Origin of the sequence: Serratia sp. szju (genome assembly GCF_044594185.1) — a bacterium.
Lineage (GTDB): Bacteria > Pseudomonadota > Gammaproteobacteria > Enterobacterales > Enterobacteriaceae > Serratia > Serratia bockelmannii.
Map to the genome: position 1 here is coordinate 3,054,581 of NZ_CP172576.1, position 15,854 is coordinate 3,070,434.

The window sequence follows — 15,854 nt, forward strand, 5'->3', positions numbered from 1 at the left end:
AGGCGCGATGTCAGTCTTTCTTGGCATAGACGTCGGTGGCACGGTGATCAAGGCCGGGCTGTACCGCGCAAGCGGCGAAGAGCTGGCGATCGCCGAGCGCGACGGCGCGGCGATTGCCGCCCAGCCGGGCTTCAGCGAACGCAATATGGACGCGCTGTGGGATGACGTTTGCGCGGCGATCCGCCAGACGCTGCACGCGGCGGGGCTGGAGGCCGGCCAGGTGCGCGGCGTCAGCTTTTCGGCGCACGGCAAAGGGCTGTACGCCATCGACCGCCACGGCAAGCCGGTCGGCAACGGTATCCTCTCTTCGGACAACCGCGCGGCGGCCACGGCGGCTGAGCTGCGTCGCGCCGGGGTGGGTGCGCAGACCTACCCGCGCAGCCTGCAGCCGCTGTGGCCCAGCCACCCGGCGCTGCTGCTGCGCTGGCTGAAGCAGCGGCAACCGGCGCAGTACGCCGCCGTCGATCGCATCCTGATGGCGCACGACTACCTGCGCTTTCGCCTCACCGGCGAGGCGGCGGCCGAGGTGACCAACATTTCCGGCAGCAACCTGTTTAACCAGCACAGCGGCGCTTACGATCCGGCGCTGATGGCGGCCTTCGGCATCGAAGAGGCGCAGGAGAAGACCGCGCCAACGATCGGCTCGGCGCAGCTGGCCGGGCGGGTGACGGCCGCGGCGGCGGCGCAGTGCGGCCTGCGCGCGGGCACCGCAGTGTACGGCGGCCTGTTCGACGTGGTGGGCGCGGCGCTCAGCTCCGGCGTGGCCGACGATCGCACGCTCAGCGCGGTGGCAGGCACCTGGTCGATCGCCACCTGCGTGACCGAGCGCATCCTTCCCGCCGATTATCCCTACGCCTGGGGGCGCTATTGCATCGACGGCCGCTATTTCGTGCACGAAGGCAGCCCGACCTCGGCCGGCAATTTGGCCTGGTTCCTGCGCCAGTTCTGCGCCGACGACCGGCAGCGCTACGCCCAGTTCAACGCCTGGGTGGCCGAGCGCTGCGAGCAGCCCAGCGGGCTGCTGTTCCTGCCTTATCTGTACGGCTCCAACCTCGGCGGCAACACGCCGGGCGGGCTGATCGGCCTGAGCGCCCACCACGAGATGGCGGACGTGGTGCAGGCGATCTATCAGGGCATCGTGTTCTCGCACCTGATCCATCAGGAGCGCATGGTGCAGCTGAACCCGCGCATCGAGCGGGTGCGCATGACCGGCGGGCCGACGCAGTCCGAGGTCTGGATGCAGATGTACGCCGACGCCGGCAACCTGCCGCTCGAGGTGGTGGAAACCCGCCAGAGCGGCTGCCGCGCCGCCGCCCTGTGCGCCGCCGTCGGCGCCGGGGAGTACGCCGGGTTCGCCGAGGCGATCGCCGCCGCGCCGCCCAAGCTGCGCTGTTATTATCCCGCGACCGCCGCCCACCGGCGCCTGCGCGCCCAGCAGGCACGCTATCTGGCGGTCGCCCAGGCTTTGAGTGAGGTGACTGATGCAAACGACTAACGCCGCCTGTCTGGGGCTGTATGAAAAGGCGCTGCCCGCCGATATGAGCTGGCCGCAGCGGCTGGCCACCGCCGCCGAGCTGGGCTTTGAATTTGTGGAGATGTCGATCGACGAGCAGCCGGCGCGCCAGCAGCGGCTGGACTGGGATCGCCGCCAGCGGCTGGCGTTTATCCAGGCGCGGCTCGACAGCGGGGTGACGGTGCCGAGCCTGTGCCTGTCGGCGCACCGGCGCGATCCGTTCGGCAGCGCCGACGCCGCCACCCGCGAACGGGCGCGGGTGCTGATGAGCAAGGCGCTGGAACTGGCGACGGATCTCGGCATCCGCAACATCCAGCTGGCGGGCTACGACGTCTATTACGAACCGGCCGATCGCCACAGCCGCGAACGCTTTATCGAGGGCATGCAGTGGGCGGCGGCGCAGGCCGCCAGGGCGCAGGTGATGCTGTCGGTGGAGGTGATGGACACGCCGTTCATCAACAGCATCAGCAAATGGCGCGACATCGCCCGCCATGTTAACAGCCCGTGGTTCACGGTGTATCCCGATCTCGGCAACCTCAGCGCCTGGGGCAACGACGTCACCGCCGAGCTGGCGCTGGGCATCGGCAGCATCACCGCCGTGCACCTCAAAGACACCGTCGCCGTGGAGCCGGGCAGCGCCGGGCAGTTCCGCGACGTGCCGTTCGGCGAGGGCTGCGTGGATTTCGCCCACGCTTTTTCTGTGCTCAACGCGCTCGGCTATCGCGGCCCCTACCTGTTGGAGATGTGGGCGCGCGAAGACGGGCAGGATAAGCAACGCATTGCCCAGGCCAAGGCCTGGATCGAACAACAAATGAATGAGGGAGGCATCGCATGCTGAACGAACTCAAGCGGCAGGTGCTGGCCGCCAACCTCAGCCTGCCGGCATACGGGCTGGTGACCTTTACCTGGGGCAACGTCTCGGCGATCGACCGCCAGAGCGGGCTGGTGGTGATCAAGCCTTCGGGCATCGCCTACGAGGCGATGACGCTGGCGGATCTGGTGGTGGTGGATCTGGAGGGCAAGGTGCGCGAAGGGCACCGTAAACCCTCATCCGATACCGCCACCCACCTGGCGCTGTACCGCGCCTTCGCCGATATCGGCGGCGTGGTGCACACCCACAGCCGCAACGCCACCATCTGGGCGCAGGCCGGGCAGCCGATCCCGGCGCTGGGCACCACCCACGCCGACTACTTTTACGGCGACATTCCCTGCACCCGGCCGATGAGCGAGGCGGAGATCGCCGGCGATTACGAGGGAGAAACCGGCAAGGTGATCATCGAGACCTTCAATCAGGCGGGGCGCGATCCGCAGCAGGTGCCGGGAGTATTGGTCTATTCCCACGGCCCGTTCGCCTGGGGCAAGGACGCGGCGGATGCGGTGCACAACGCGGTGGTGCTGGAAGAGGTGGCGATCATGGCGATGGCGACCCGCCAGCTGGCGCCGGCTATCGCCCCGATGCAGCCGGAGCTGCTGGACAAACATTTCCTGCGCAAACACGGCAAACACGCCTACTACGGGCAATAGCGCCCGTCAGCGATTCAACAGCGAGCCGGTGAAGAACTCTCTGCGCACCGGCAACTCGCCGCGCGGGCTGTTAATGGCGCTGAACAGCAGCTCCGCGGCGATCTCCCCCAGTTTCTGCGTATCGTGATACACCCCCGGAATGTGCAGGCCGTAAGCGCCGGCGCGCGGCGGCTCGTCTATCGAGAAGAACTTCACCTGCTGATAAAGCCCCATCTCGTGGCAAATGGCGATGGCGCCCAGCGTGATGATGCCGTTCAGGCCGATGATGTAATCCGGGCGGTTCTCCGGCTGCGCCAGATAGGCGCGCACTTCGCTCTCTTGCGAGGTGAAATCATAGTCGCCGTTGATGATATGAATCTCACGGCCGCTGCCCTGCAGCGCCGCGACGATGCCGGCAGTGCGCGTTAAGGTGATCTCCGAATCCGCCGGGCCGCCGATAATCAGCAGCTTCTGCTCCGGCTGCTCCGCCAGATAACGCCCGGCCAAAACGCCAATCTCGCGGTTATCGAGGAACACGCCGCTCAGTTGCTGATCGTAAAGATCGCGGTCGATAAGGATCAGCGGCACGCCGTACACCTCGGCCAGCTCGAGATAGGCGGGGCGGTAGCGCTTGTCGTCGCGCACCGCCGAGAGCAGGATGCCGCGCGCCTTGTAGCCGAACAGCGCCTGAATGGCGCGCATTTCCGCCTCTTCGCTGCCGTCGGTGTCGAACAGCATGATTTGGTAGCCCTGCTGGCGCGCAATGCGCGACACGGTCTTGATCAGGCCGGAATAGAACGGGTTGTACATGCTGCTGGTGACGATGCCGATAATCTGGCTGCTGCTGCTTTTCAGCCCCTGTGCGAACGCGTTGGGCACATAGTTCAGCTCTTTGGCGATGGCGTGAATGCGCTCGCGGGTTTCCGGCTTGACCAGCTCGGGCTTATTGAAGGCGCGGGAAACGGTGATATTGGTCACCCTGGCGCGGCGGGCGATATCCACGATAGTGGCATTGGGATTGGCTTTCGACACCGTCTTTCCTTGCGTTATGCCTCAACAGATCCCTTATTGTAGGGAAAGGGCGGGGGCGGTGCTAGGGGGGAGTTGTTTTTATGTTAATGGTAAGGAAAACTATTTGTACTGAAGCTGGCCGTCGTAGAATGTAATAACTCGGTGATTTTTTTTATTAATTAATTAACGAAATGGGGAGGACGTTGAAAAAACAGATTATACCATTATTGAAATTTTAAAAAAAAAGGGACCGGAAATCACAGTCCCCATGAATAACATTATAATCTATCATATATGGCATTAAACCAGGTCAAAGTCTCATTAGTTGCATCACTAACAATGAGCATTTGATAGCTCATTTTTTCTGTGGCATATCTATTCAGCTTCTTCTTGGCTTTGCTTTCATTGTAACGTGTTAGTTTAGATACTGTTTTTGGAACATCAGTCATGTCATTTACAGCTACTTTTATACCAAAAACAGCCTGAATGGCATCAGGATGTAAATAATTCTCCATTTCCCTTTTTGTGGTCATAAATGCTATGGAGCCATCTTTTCTCGCATTTACTGCATTGCATTCATTTTCATACTGTGGAGGGGTTGAGGTATCTCTGTCATATATATGAACCTCTGGTTTATTAAGACCTTTTAAATAGTTATTGTTAACCCAATCTTTGAGTGTGTGCCCTCCCATTGGAATAAAAACTATGCGTGGATCATTTATCATGTCAGGAACGTTTTCAATACCATTGGCAAGGTAGATTTTACCAATATTCTTTAAGAAGTTTATATCATTAGGGCCCTCAACACATACGAGAACAGATGCTCTGCTATCAGGGTATACGCCCAGATCATTCGCTATATTTCTAAAAACATCATCATCACCATTTTTTACTTCTAAACCATTGTCAACTGTCCTTGTTATGTGGCGTAAAGATTCTGTAGGTATGTTTTCCACAAGTGCTGGTACGTGAGTTGTAATCAAAACTTGACATTTTTCCGAGTTTGCTAGTTCCTGAAATGCCTCAATGAGGAGTCTTTGATTAGATGGATGCTGAGATGTTTCCGGTTCTTCGATTGCATATATAACACCTTTTTCTGGGAATTCCTTTTGCAGCCTTTCTGCTTCTGCTTTAAAAAAACTAATAAGGACTAAACGTCTAACACCACTGCCACGTTTATTGATTGCTATCCCTCTGTCATCCTCTAATGATAGTTTGAAAATATTTTCCCACTTAGGTTCTGCTCTAAATTTGGGGATTAAGTTGGCTGCGAGGTTAGGTGATATTTCATTTAAATGTCTAATTGTATTTCTTGCTACTTCAATAGCGTGGTTTTTTATGTTTTCTTTGATTTCTTCAAGTTGGGATTCAATCTTTTGCAGTGCCGATTGAACCGCTGACCTCATTGGATCCTGCACTTCAGATTCTTCGTCTGTACTTGGCCTGTCTGCACGAAATAATGCAAAGTGAGGTAGTTTTTCGTATATCTTTTCGCAGATTAATTTCCCTTCCTCAGAATTCAATTTAACAAGAATTTCTTTAAGTTTTAAATCTGATTTTTTCTTATAAATTTCCTTTCTTAAACTAACATTAGATCTTTTATCTGCTTTATCTACGCCTAGTGTTTCAGCAATTATCTTAAGCTCATCATTTTTCTTAGCAAGTAAGTTCTTAACTCCTTTTGCTGATGGAGCTATACATTTCGCTTGAATGCTGCCAGTTCCTTTACCTTTTGCAAATATTTTATATATCTCTAACTTCCCAGCATTGTTTAACAAATATTCACTCTTAAGATCGGTAACCGATGTGGAGTCCAAAATGATACGTACATCAGCATTTGAAAAAACACACCCAATTATTACATCATCATTGTCTGTACTATCAACACACTTATCAGTAGAATCATATTTGCATAGTTTATGATCGAAAAATATCCCAATCGCATCTAGGATAGTAGTTTTACCGACATCATTTCTACCTACTAATGCAGTTAGTGAGTTGATATCAATACTATGCTCACCGTGATAGCCTCTAAAGTTCTTTAAGATTAGCTTTTCAAGTCTCATAAAAACACCGCTTTCTTCTAAAGGTTAGGGTTTAATTTCTTCTAAAAAATAACAAAAACACCCAAGTTCGTATGTTAAGGAAAAAAAATTATGACTACTGTGATCACAATCTATTTATGATAATGCGATGCAATGGAATAATTACACTTTACATTGATGATCAACTGGTATTATTCCTTTTGTTATAATTAATAATGGCATGATAATGCTTGGGGTAAACTTGAAAAAATTTTGACTCTTGGTTTGTCATATCTATTTTAATTTCATACAATGGTGCGATTTTTATAAGTAATTTAAATATTTGATAAGTTTTTTATATGGAATGTTTCATTCTTTAATTTTGCTATGGATATAGAAGGAATTTGGATATGAAGAGAAAGTTTGTAACTGAATATAGTATTGGTTATCTAAATAGTTATACAGCGATGCTAACAGCTAATCAATTGTTAAGCGATGACAAGATGACCCCAGCGCAAATTAAGGCAATCTCAGAGTGCCATATATATACTATTGCCGCGAGGCCGGCTCCGTACTTTAAAAATGGTTCGATTAAGCATGAAGGGAATAAATTATCTGGTTGTCTCTGCTATAAAATAGATGGAGTGGAAAGGAGTGTTGAGTTTAGTGATTTCCCATGGGAGTTAGACGAAGATGTAATTTCTATTTCTTGTGACTATCCATTTAAGAAGATAATTAGTTATGACTCTAAAGGACATGAGTGTACTTACATACCTGCAGATTATCTTGCAAATATGTATATAACACACGGAGTTGGGGAGGTTACTGAACTCAATAACTATGAAGTTTTATATGTTGGCCAAGCTCTTGGGAATCAAGGGGATAGAAATGCGATGGATAGATTAAGAAGCCATTCAACGTTACAGAAGATTCTTGCAAGAACTGCTTATGACTACCCAGATAAAGAAATAATGATCTTCATGCATGAGTTTAAGCATGAAAATTTATTTTCGTCTATTGATGGACGAGCCGTTGGCGCAGATCGCTCTGACAAAAACGAAAAAAGACTTTTAAATGCAATTAGAAATCCACCAAATAAAAAACAAAAAATAGGATTGATAGAGGCTGGTTTAATAAGGTATTTCCAACCTTGCTATAATGAAATATATAAAATAAAATTCCCATCAACAAAACATAAGGTTTTGCAGTCTTGTTATGATCTGGATATATCTGGGTTTGTAGTTGAGTTAAATTCAGATAATTTAAACTACTTTCTTTATTCAAAGTTAATTCCATCAAGCAATCATCATATAGCTAGGATTGACTTGTTCACTGCAATCGATAGGTCTTCTTTCTTTTCACCTACTGGATTTAAAGTAAGTCCAGGAGTTATTAGTTAAAGGTCTAAAAATAGATGGTTTTAGAGTAACTCGATCTAACTTAAGTCTTTTGGTTAAATAAATGCTAGTTGGTTCGGGTTATTTTATTTCTTACGAGGTTTTTTATGGTTATTCTTTTATTATGCACCTAGCATGATGTGGTTAGTCTCTATTTCCCCCCGCCACAACCCCGGCAACAACCCCAACGTCTCATCAATCAGCGCCCGCCGGTCATTGCCCGGCTTCCAGATGGTCACCATGGTTTGGCTGATCCCCTGGCTGCCCACTTCGGTGCGCAGCGTGTTGACGCTTTTCCACTGTTCGGCATGCATATGCGTCGGCAAGAATCCCCAGCCGCAGCCTTGTTCAAGCAGGGCGCGCAGCATTTCCAGCTCGTTGGTGAAGATAGTGTGCCCTGAAATTTGCAGGCGGCGCGCCACGGGTTCGTCAGAATCCGGGTGCATGATCACCTGCGGCGCGAGCGAGAGCTCCAGCAGCGAAAGCGGCTGTTCCGCGCCGGGGAAAAGCGCTTTAGACGCGTAAAAATCCATCTCTATCGCCCCTAAGGCGCGCCACTCCATGGCGTCGCCCACGCTGCGGTTGCGCGCCTGGCAGATGCCCAGATCGGCCTGGCCGTTTGCCAGCAGACTTTCCGCTTCGTCGCGCGAGGCGTTAATCAGGCTCAGGCGCGTGTTGCGTTGGGCCATGGCGGCAATCAGCGCCTGCAGCAACGCGCGGGGCGTAAAGGGATCGTAGACCAGCGAGATTTCCTGCGCCGCGCTCTTCGGCACGTCTTTGGCAAACGCCTCAAACGCTTTCACCTGGCGCATCAGCAGGTGCGCCTGGCGTTGCAGCTGTTCACCCTCCGGCGTCAGGTGCAGGCTGCGCCCCTCGCGCAGGAACAGCGCATAGCCCAAGCCATCCTCGAGAAAATCAATCAAATCGCGCAGCGTCGTGCGGTCTTTGCCCAGCTTGAGCGCGGCTTTCGCCAGGCTGCCGTGCTCGGCCACGGCGGTGAAGGCTTCCAGTTGGGCAAAGGAATAAATCAGGCTCGGCACGCGGTTCCTCCGTCGATTTTGCGGGGGATTTTCCCCCATCAGGCGTTTTTTATTATAGGCCGCGTTTTTTTAAGCTGAACGCCTTCCTGAGCTATGCGAGAAATAATATGAAAAGCAAAGTGTTTAACCGCAGCCTGTTGGCGGGCGTTGTCATCAGCCTCTGCAGCGGCCTGCTGGCGCCCGCCGTGCTGGCCGCCTGTGCGGGCACCGAACTTAGCGCCTGTCCCGCGCCTTTCGATGCGCAATTGCCGGACACGCACAAGATGCTCACCTGGAGCCAGAGCGATCGGGTGGTCGGTTTTCGTAATGACTACCGCAACTATGCGGGGGATGTATTTCACCATGGCAACGCCACGCCGCTGCTTACTGCCGCTAAACAGCTAACCGATGCCAGTTATCGGGTGAATGGCAAAACCTACCACCTGCAGGATTACCTGCAGCGCCAGAACGTCAGCGGCATGCTGGTATTGAAAGACGGCAAAATCGCCTGGAAATATCTGGGGCAGGGTAATACCGACGCTACCCTGTGGACATCGCGCTCCGTGGGCAAATCCGTGGTCGCCACGCTGGTGGGCGTGGCGATTAAACAGGGTAAGATCCGCTCGCTCGACGATCTTATCACGCAATACGAACCCGATCTGAAAGGCACCGCGTGGGACGGCGTGACCCTCAGGCAGCTGATCACCCACACTTCCGGCGTGGCGTGGAATGAGGATTACACCAACCCGAAATCGGACTTCGCGCAGCTGACCGAGTGTGAGGCCAAACCCGGTACTCATGCCTGCGTGCGCAAGCTGGTGGCCGGCTTGCAGCGTGCGCACCCTGCCGGGCAGAACTGGTCTTACTCCTCCGGCGGCGCGTGGCTGCTGGGCGACGTGCTGGAGCGCGCCACCGGCATGCCGCTGGCGGCCTATCTGCAGCAAAGCATCTGGCAGCCGTACGGCATGGCGAGCGACGGCGTGTGGCATGCCTACGCCAAAGGCCAACACGACGTGGGCGCGCACGGCTTCAACGCCACGCTGGAAGATTGGGGGCGCTTCGGTGAGTTCATTCTGCATAACGGGACGCTGCCGAACGGCAAACAGATCTTGCCGGAAAATTGGGTAGCCCAGTCGGCCAACTGGACGCGGGCGGCGGGCTCGGTGTCGGCGGCGCATCCCAACGGCATCTACGGCTACCAGTGGTGGAACAACGAAGTGCCGGCCAATGCGGCCAACGTAGAACCCACTCCGCAGGCCTCCCTCAAGCATTCTCTGTGGGCGCTGGGGATCTTCGGTCAGATGATCATGGTCAATCAGGCGGAGAATCTGGTGATCGTCCAGTGGTCCACCTGGCCGCAGGCGGAGCCTTCTTTCAGCGCCCAACCGTTGGAGGCCTCGCTGATGTTTAGCGCGATAGCGAAGGAGTTGCGTTAACGTCGGCTGGGCAAGCAGGGGCTGGATGGCGGTTGTCATTCAGCCCCTGTTTCTGTCCTTAACGCTATCAATCTTTGCCATACCAGGATTTAAAATACTTTAGGAAACTGTAGGCCACGGCATAAAACCCAGTAACGGCGCCGACTTTGCCTTCCTTCCATGCGCCGCTCAGTACGTACCATTTGAAAAACGCGCCGATCGCGCTTACGACGCCACGAAATATCGAGGGCCTGATGTCTCTGTATTTGACTACCCTTGTCGTATAGCTATTGAGCTTATTGAGTATTTCATGGAGAGAATAAAAAGTATCGTGCTTAACATTGCCGGGAATGACCGACGTGTGAATATAGCCTTCAGCGGCATCATCTACCGGAGCATCATTGAACCTGACCTGTGTTCTATTGAACAGTCGAACGGGGTAGTCCGGTGAGGAGATGGGATAAATCGTTCTGACTGGCTGCCCGAGTACAAACCAATTCCTTTTTATTCTATAGGCTTGCTGTGGTGGCGGGTTTGCCTGCGATTTGAATGTTAAAATGGACGCTATGGTTTCGGCATCAAGGATTTCGTCGCTGTCCAGGCACAGTACCCAATCATGGTGAGATTGAGAAATCGCAAAGTTCATTTGTCGTCCATGCGTTTCGAAACGATGGTAAATAGGGCTTATTCCAAAGCTTTGGCAAATAGACAGCGTTTTATCCGTACTTCCGGAGTCCACCACAATCCACTCATCCGCAATGCCCATGAGTGGAGAAAGCACCTCGTGTAATAAACGAGAGGAGTTAAAAGTCAGTATACAAACAGCTATCTTTGCCATTAACTAACATCCTTAAAAATCGCTGAGCAGGTGAGCGCGTAATGTTTTCTCTGGAATGGAAATTGCGATTCTCTTCTTATCCCTTATCAACCTCGGAAAATGCCTAACCCCGCCGATCAAACCGATAAACCAGCGCCAGCGACAATGCCAGGAGTAAAAGCGGCGGGGCGAGGGCGGTGAAGGGCGCGTTGAGGGCGAACAGCAACCCCAGATTGAGGACGATCTGGTAAGCGATGTAGGTCAGCAGCCCGATGATGACGCCGAGCGCTAATCGGCTGCCCATGCCGGGCGCGCGCGGGGCGGTGAAGGTAAACGGGATGGCCAGCAAAATCATCGCCAGCACCAGCAGGGGCTGGCCGAGTTTTTTCCACAGCGCCAGGCGGTATTCGGTGCTGGGTTGCCCAGAGCCCTGCAGATAATCGATATAGCGATCCAGCTGTTGGAGCGAGAAGCTGCCGGCCGGCAGGGTCAGCTCTTTCAGGCTCGGCACGGCGAACAGCGAGCGCCAGAGCAGGCTATCTTGCCGCTGAATCGTCTCCTTTCTGCCTTGCCAGCTTTTTTGCATCACGTTGTGCAGCAGCCAGCTGCCGTCGGCGGCGGTGCTGGCGCTGTCGGCGTAAATGTAAGATTCCAGCGCGCGGTTGGCCTGATAACGGAAGATCTCAATGCCGTGGGGCTGGTCGTTCTCATCGACGGTTTTGACCGTCACAAACTCGTTGCCGCGCCGCGCCCACAGCGGGTTCACGGTGACGTCGTTATCGTTCGACTGCGCCAGCGCGTTGTTCTTTATCTGCAGCGCGCGTTGCTGCAGCGGCGAAGCGGCCCATTCATCGAGGGCGCCGAGCGAGAGGTTCATCAGCAGCCCGGCGGCGAGCATCACCAGCGCGATGCGGAATATCGACATCCCGGCGGAGCGGATCGCCGTCAGCTCCAGGGTTTTAGACAGCTGCCCCAGCCCGACGATGCCGCCGAGCAGCGCGATAAACGGCCCCAGATCGACCAGGCTGCGCGGCAGGGTCATCACGGTCACCAGCAGCGCCTGCTGCCAGCGGTAGCCGCCCGGAGTGACGTCCTCCAGCTCGTTGATCAGCGTAAAGGTGGTGAACAGCGGGATGAGCAACCCGGCCGCGGCGGCGAAGCCGATGAACACGTTGCGCATTAGGTAGCGGCTAAAAATGGTCATCGGGAGGGTTTCCGCAGCAGTGATAAGTCGCGCGCCAGCAGCAGGGCGATGCCGACAGCCATCGCTATCGGCACCAGCCAAACGCCGGGGATCGGTGGCAGAGAGCCGTTGGCCACCAGCGTGCGGCAAATGTTGCCGCCATAGAAAATCACGGTAAACAGCACCGTCAGGGGCAACAGCGCGGCGTAGCGCCCCTGTCGCGGCTTGATGCGGCTAAAGGGGATCGCTAGCAGCACCATCAGCACGGTGGTCAGCCCGCGGCTCTCGCGCCATTGCAGTTCGGCGGCGTCGCCCGGATCGGCGGAACGCGCCAGCTCCGCCGGCGAGGCCGACTTGTGCCGGCTTTCGGCGCTGGGCACGAACGGTTTAAGCGCGATATCAAAGTTGTCGTAGTTCTGCCCGTTGTCGTCGGCGCCCTCACGATCAAGCACATAGGCGGTGCCGGTTTTCAGCCGCACGGCGGGGCTGGCGGGGGAGGCGTCGAGCACCTCCACCGACTGCGCGCGATACAGGTTGGTGTGATGGCCGCCGCGCACATAAATCAGGGCGTCCGTCAGGTGGTTGGCCGTTTTGTCGACGTGATTGGCGAGGATCATACGGCCGTTGCCGCTGACGTTGAATTTGTCGGCCTGCAGGTGGCTCACGTCCAGCACCGATTGCGACTGTTGCTGCAGCTGATAAATATTGGCGTACGCCCAGGGCCTGCCATACAGCGACAGCAGTGTGACCGCGATCGCCAGCGGCACGGCGAGCAGCAGCACCGCCTTGTACAGTCGCAGCGGGCTGGCGCCGGCGGCCAGCATGGCGGTGATCTCCGCATCGCTGTACAGCTGGCTCAGCGCTACCGCCACCGAGACATACAGCGCGACGGGCAATATCATCTCCAGCGCGATCAGCGATTTATAGAAAACCACGTCGGCCACTACCCGCAGCGCCAGCGTGCCGTTGGCGGCGTCGGTCAGGTAGCGCTGGGCGGAGTAGCTGGCGAACATAAAGATCAGAAACCCGGCGATCATCATCACCAGGCGGCGGATCTCAACCGTGATATAGCGTTCAATCAAAGACATGCGTCATCGGCTCCCGGCGGCGTGCGCTTCATGGCGTCTCCTGCGCGATCAGGGTGCGCAGCAGGGCGATCACCTGGTCAACTTCCTGCGGGGTGAGTGCGCCGTCCTTCGCCCACTGCACGCGCCCGGCCTTATCCAGCACCACGATGGTGGAGCTCTCCTCCGGCAGCCGCCAGGCCATGCGCCCCAGCCCGTCGCTGTCGACGATGAACTGCGCCCAGGGGTAATGGCGTTTGTTTTTCTCGATCTTGCCGCGCACGAAGAAGCCGGAGCCCGGTATCGCGTCGTCGGTGTTAACGATGGTGGTCGGCTGGAAGCGATCGCCCGGCAGGTTCGCGTCCTTAACGGCGTTGATCAGCAGCGAGTTCTTCTTTTTGGCTGAGGTGCGCCCGGCGATGTACTGGATCACCCGCACCTTGCCCGCCAGTTTTGCGCTGTTCCACGGCCGGTAGCTGAAATCGCCGTTGCGCAGCAGCAGCTCGCCGCGATCGGCGATGGCGATCGGCGCCACCGGCCGGCCATGCACGAAGTTATGCGCAGATGCCGCCAGCGGTGACAGCAGCAGCGCAAGGGTCAGCAAGCGAGGTAACGTCATCATGGCTACGGGCAATGCGCTTATCTGCCCGCCGCGATGGCCGGCTGGGAAAACGACAGCGGAAAGCGCGCCAGCAGCAGCTCCAGGCGCTGGCGGATGTCGATATCCAGGATCGCAGGCCGATCATAGATATCGCCGCCGGCCAGCTTGTCCGCCACCATCACGTCATGCCGGTCACCCATCAGGCCGTTAATCGCCGCTAGGAAGCGCGAGATCTGCCGGGCCTCGCGGTTGTCGGGATCGATCGATCTCAGCGTGTCGTAAAACGAGACCTGGCGGCTGACGATTTTGCGCACGTCATGGAACTGATGCCCGGTCAGCGCCGGGCCGGCGATCAGCGTTTGCAGCTGGCGCATCTGCTCCTGGCGGTAGGTGATAAAGCCCTGTGCGCTTTCCAGGCGGGTGTGGCGCAGCGCATAACGCACGTATGACCACACCGGCTTGCTGAGCAGCAGCCGCAGCAGGTTGCCGTACAGCGTCAGGTTCTTCTGGTTGCCGTTGCGAAACGCGTCCTGAAAATGGCCGAGTACCACGGTGGTGGTGTGGAACAGGCGGTTGGCGCGGTGGGGGGCGCCGTACAGCTGCTGGGCGAAGCGCAAGTGCTTATAGCGGGCGCGGATATATTTGTAGCGCATGCGCGTAGCCGCCGCCAACTGCGGGTCTTGCAGGAAACCGTTCACCAGTTGCAGCAGCTCGCGGCGGGAAAAGCCGTCTTCCCAAAACTGCAGGCATAGCGCGTAGTTGTCCCGGATGCTCTCGGGGGAGCATTCCAGATCGATCTGCTGCGGCAGGCTGATATTCGCCTCGACCAGGTCATCCTCTTCCACCGCGACAAACAGCGCCTGGGTGGTTTCGGCGGAGAACTTCTTCCAATTCGTGATAGCGGTCATTGATTACTCTCTTTGGGCACATTCAGCCCCAACATAAAGCGATTGCGGTAGGCGCCGATCGTCGGTATCAGGGATAACAGCACGTCTAAACATTGCCCCAGTAAATAAGCGAAGGCGGCGCCCTGCACGCCGAAGGCATACGCCATCGACACCAGCAGCGCAATGTAGGCCGCCGAGGCCGTCGCCTGCGCGATCAGGAAAGCGCGCTGCTTGCCTGCCATAAACAGTAAGGATTCCTGCGGGAAGCCCATCATGGAGACGATGATCGCGCCCAGCATGATTTGAATCAGGTCATAGGCTTCCAGGTATTGCTGCCCGAAGACGGCGGAAATGAGCGGTTTGCCCACCAGCAACATCAACACCGCGACGGCCAGGCCGATGCCGCCGGCCAGCAGCGAGGAGCGCAGGCCCAACAGCCACGGGGTTTTGGTGCGCGGATCCAGGCGCATGATCTCGGGATAGAAGCTTTTTTCCAGCAGCTTGGCCGGGGTGCCCGTCGCATCGAAGAAGGTCATGGCGATCTTGAACAGCCCGGCGGCGGCCGGCCCGAGCACCACGCCCACCAGCACGGTGGTGCAGGAGTTGCGCGCGGCCCAGATGGTATGGGCAATGTTGGTGGTCCAGACGAAGTTCCAGGCGCCCTCGATGCGGCGCGCGACGTTGAACAGGCGTGGCCTCAGCGCGCCGTGGATATCGCGGCGGCGCAGTTCGCGCGCGGTGAACCACCAAAACAGCGTGCCGCCGATCAGGTTAGAGGCGTACCAGGTGACGATAAAGCCGGGGAACCCCAGATCGAAATAATAGGAGATGACGCTGCCCACTGCCTGCAGGAACGGCTTGATCGCCTGCTGGATGGCGATGAGATCGAAGCGGTTGAAGGCGCGCAGCACGCCGGTCGGCGTGGACGAGGTCATCGACGGGATCAGGGTGCAGTACAGCATGGCGAGCCAGAAGCTTTCGCTGTCCAGCCCCAGGGCGTGAGACAAGAACGGCAGCATGATCATGCCGCCCAGCACGGCGATGACGCCGCTGGCGATATCCAGGCCAAAGGAGAAGGCGACGACGTCGCGGAAGCGCCCGGTATTTTGATGCTCCAGCGCCGGGGTGCCGAATTGCACCACAAACTGCCAGGTCTGGAATTTGATGAAATCGCTGACCGCTTTGGTGTAGGCCTGGATCACCACCAGCACGCCGAACATTTCAGGCGACATGCCTTTCCCGGCGCAGGAGAGCGCCAGCAGGCCGAGCAGCGCGCTGGCGACGCTGCCGGAGCCTAAATAGGCGGCATTACGTAAAATGGAGCGAAACGCGCCATCGGAAAACCACCGTTTCATAACCCAAACCAGCCGTTATCGTTGTTTTGCTGCACTTTTTGTTCCGCCGTCATGCGCTTGCCCTG

The 15,854-nt window shown here is 56.2% G+C and carries 14 protein-coding genes; 5 read left to right on the plus strand and 9 right to left on the minus strand.

The features are described from left to right. The first annotated feature begins 7 nt into the window (after window positions 1–7). From RE418_RS14470 to araD, 3 genes are read left to right on the plus strand one after another with little or no spacing between them, the layout of a single operon-like run. On the plus strand, window positions 8–1,495 hold the full coding sequence (locus RE418_RS14470; RefSeq protein ID WP_043136360.1) for an FGGY-family carbohydrate kinase: 1,488 nt from the start codon (window positions 8–10) through the stop codon (window positions 1,493–1,495). Continuing rightward, entirely contained in the window at window positions 1,482–2,351 is an 870-nt protein-coding gene (locus RE418_RS14475; RefSeq protein ID WP_089181124.1) for an L-ribulose-5-phosphate 3-epimerase, read from the plus strand. The genes RE418_RS14470 and RE418_RS14475 overlap by 14 nt, the downstream gene beginning before the upstream one ends. Further along, a complete protein-coding gene (araD, locus tag RE418_RS14480) occupies window positions 2,345–3,037 on the plus strand; it encodes an L-ribulose-5-phosphate 4-epimerase (protein ID WP_021505898.1) in 693 nt (230 codons plus the stop codon). Before RE418_RS14475 ends, araD begins: the two co-directional genes overlap by 7 nt. Before the next feature lie 6 nt (window positions 3,038–3,043). Here araD and RE418_RS14485 read toward each other — a convergent pair whose 3' ends face one another. Then, window positions 3,044–4,048: a LacI family DNA-binding transcriptional regulator gene (locus RE418_RS14485; RefSeq protein ID WP_004935582.1), complete on the minus strand. Its 1,005-nt coding sequence runs from the start codon at window positions 4,046–4,048 to the stop codon at window positions 3,044–3,046. A gap of 257 nt (window positions 4,049–4,305) precedes the next feature. Further along, window positions 4,306–6,093, minus strand: coding sequence for an ATP-binding protein (locus RE418_RS14490; protein ID WP_089181123.1), 1,788 nt, complete (start codon window positions 6,091–6,093; stop codon window positions 4,306–4,308). 368 nt (window positions 6,094–6,461) lie between these two features. On the opposite strand from RE418_RS14490, the gene RE418_RS14495 reads away from it, so the two are divergent. Next, complete coding sequence (locus tag RE418_RS14495) at window positions 6,462–7,451, plus strand: hypothetical protein (protein ID WP_089181122.1); 990 nt, start codon at window positions 6,462–6,464, stop codon at window positions 7,449–7,451. Between the two features lie 119 nt (window positions 7,452–7,570). Here the strand turns inward: RE418_RS14495 and RE418_RS14500 are convergent, their stop codons facing one another. Continuing rightward, window positions 7,571–8,488 carry a LysR family transcriptional regulator gene (locus RE418_RS14500; RefSeq protein ID WP_089181121.1) on the minus strand — a complete coding sequence of 306 codons (918 nt, stop codon included), beginning with the start codon at window positions 8,486–8,488 and terminating at the stop codon, window positions 7,571–7,573. 107 nt (window positions 8,489–8,595) lie between these two features. On the opposite strand from RE418_RS14500, the gene RE418_RS14505 reads away from it, so the two are divergent. Beyond that, the gene (locus RE418_RS14505) at window positions 8,596–9,903 is read left to right on the plus strand and encodes a serine hydrolase (RefSeq protein ID WP_089181120.1); all 1,308 of its coding nucleotides are present in this window, start codon (window positions 8,596–8,598) and stop codon (window positions 9,901–9,903) included. A 67-nt stretch (window positions 9,904–9,970) separates the two neighbouring features. On the opposite strand, the gene RE418_RS14510 is transcribed toward RE418_RS14505, so the two are convergent. The 6 genes from RE418_RS14510 to RE418_RS14535 form a co-directional block, all read right to left on the minus strand. After that, window positions 9,971–10,720 (minus strand): glycosyltransferase family 2 protein, encoded by a 750-nt coding sequence (locus RE418_RS14510; RefSeq protein WP_043143064.1) that lies wholly within the window; start codon window positions 10,718–10,720, stop codon window positions 9,971–9,973. A 103-nt stretch (window positions 10,721–10,823) separates the two neighbouring features. Next, window positions 10,824–11,903: an LPS export ABC transporter permease LptG gene (gene lptG, locus RE418_RS14515; RefSeq protein ID WP_089181119.1), complete on the minus strand. Its 1,080-nt coding sequence runs from the start codon at window positions 11,901–11,903 to the stop codon at window positions 10,824–10,826. After that, on the minus strand, window positions 11,900–12,970 hold the full coding sequence (gene lptF, locus RE418_RS14520) for an LPS export ABC transporter permease LptF (protein ID WP_089181118.1): 1,071 nt from the start codon (window positions 12,968–12,970) through the stop codon (window positions 11,900–11,902). Before lptF ends, lptG begins: the two co-directional genes overlap by 4 nt. Before the next feature lie 28 nt (window positions 12,971–12,998). After that, window positions 12,999–13,565 carry a YtfJ family protein gene (locus tag RE418_RS14525; RefSeq protein ID WP_089181689.1) on the minus strand — a complete coding sequence of 189 codons (567 nt, stop codon included), beginning with the start codon at window positions 13,563–13,565 and terminating at the stop codon, window positions 12,999–13,001. 20 nt (window positions 13,566–13,585) lie between these two features. After that, window positions 13,586–14,455, minus strand: coding sequence for a hypothetical protein (locus RE418_RS14530; RefSeq protein ID WP_049203524.1), 870 nt, complete (start codon window positions 14,453–14,455; stop codon window positions 13,586–13,588). Continuing rightward, complete coding sequence (locus RE418_RS14535; RefSeq protein ID WP_004935553.1) at window positions 14,452–15,789, minus strand: lipopolysaccharide biosynthesis protein; 1,338 nt, start codon at window positions 15,787–15,789, stop codon at window positions 14,452–14,454. The genes RE418_RS14530 and RE418_RS14535 overlap by 4 nt, the downstream gene beginning before the upstream one ends. Window positions 15,790–15,854: the final 65 nt, after the last annotated feature.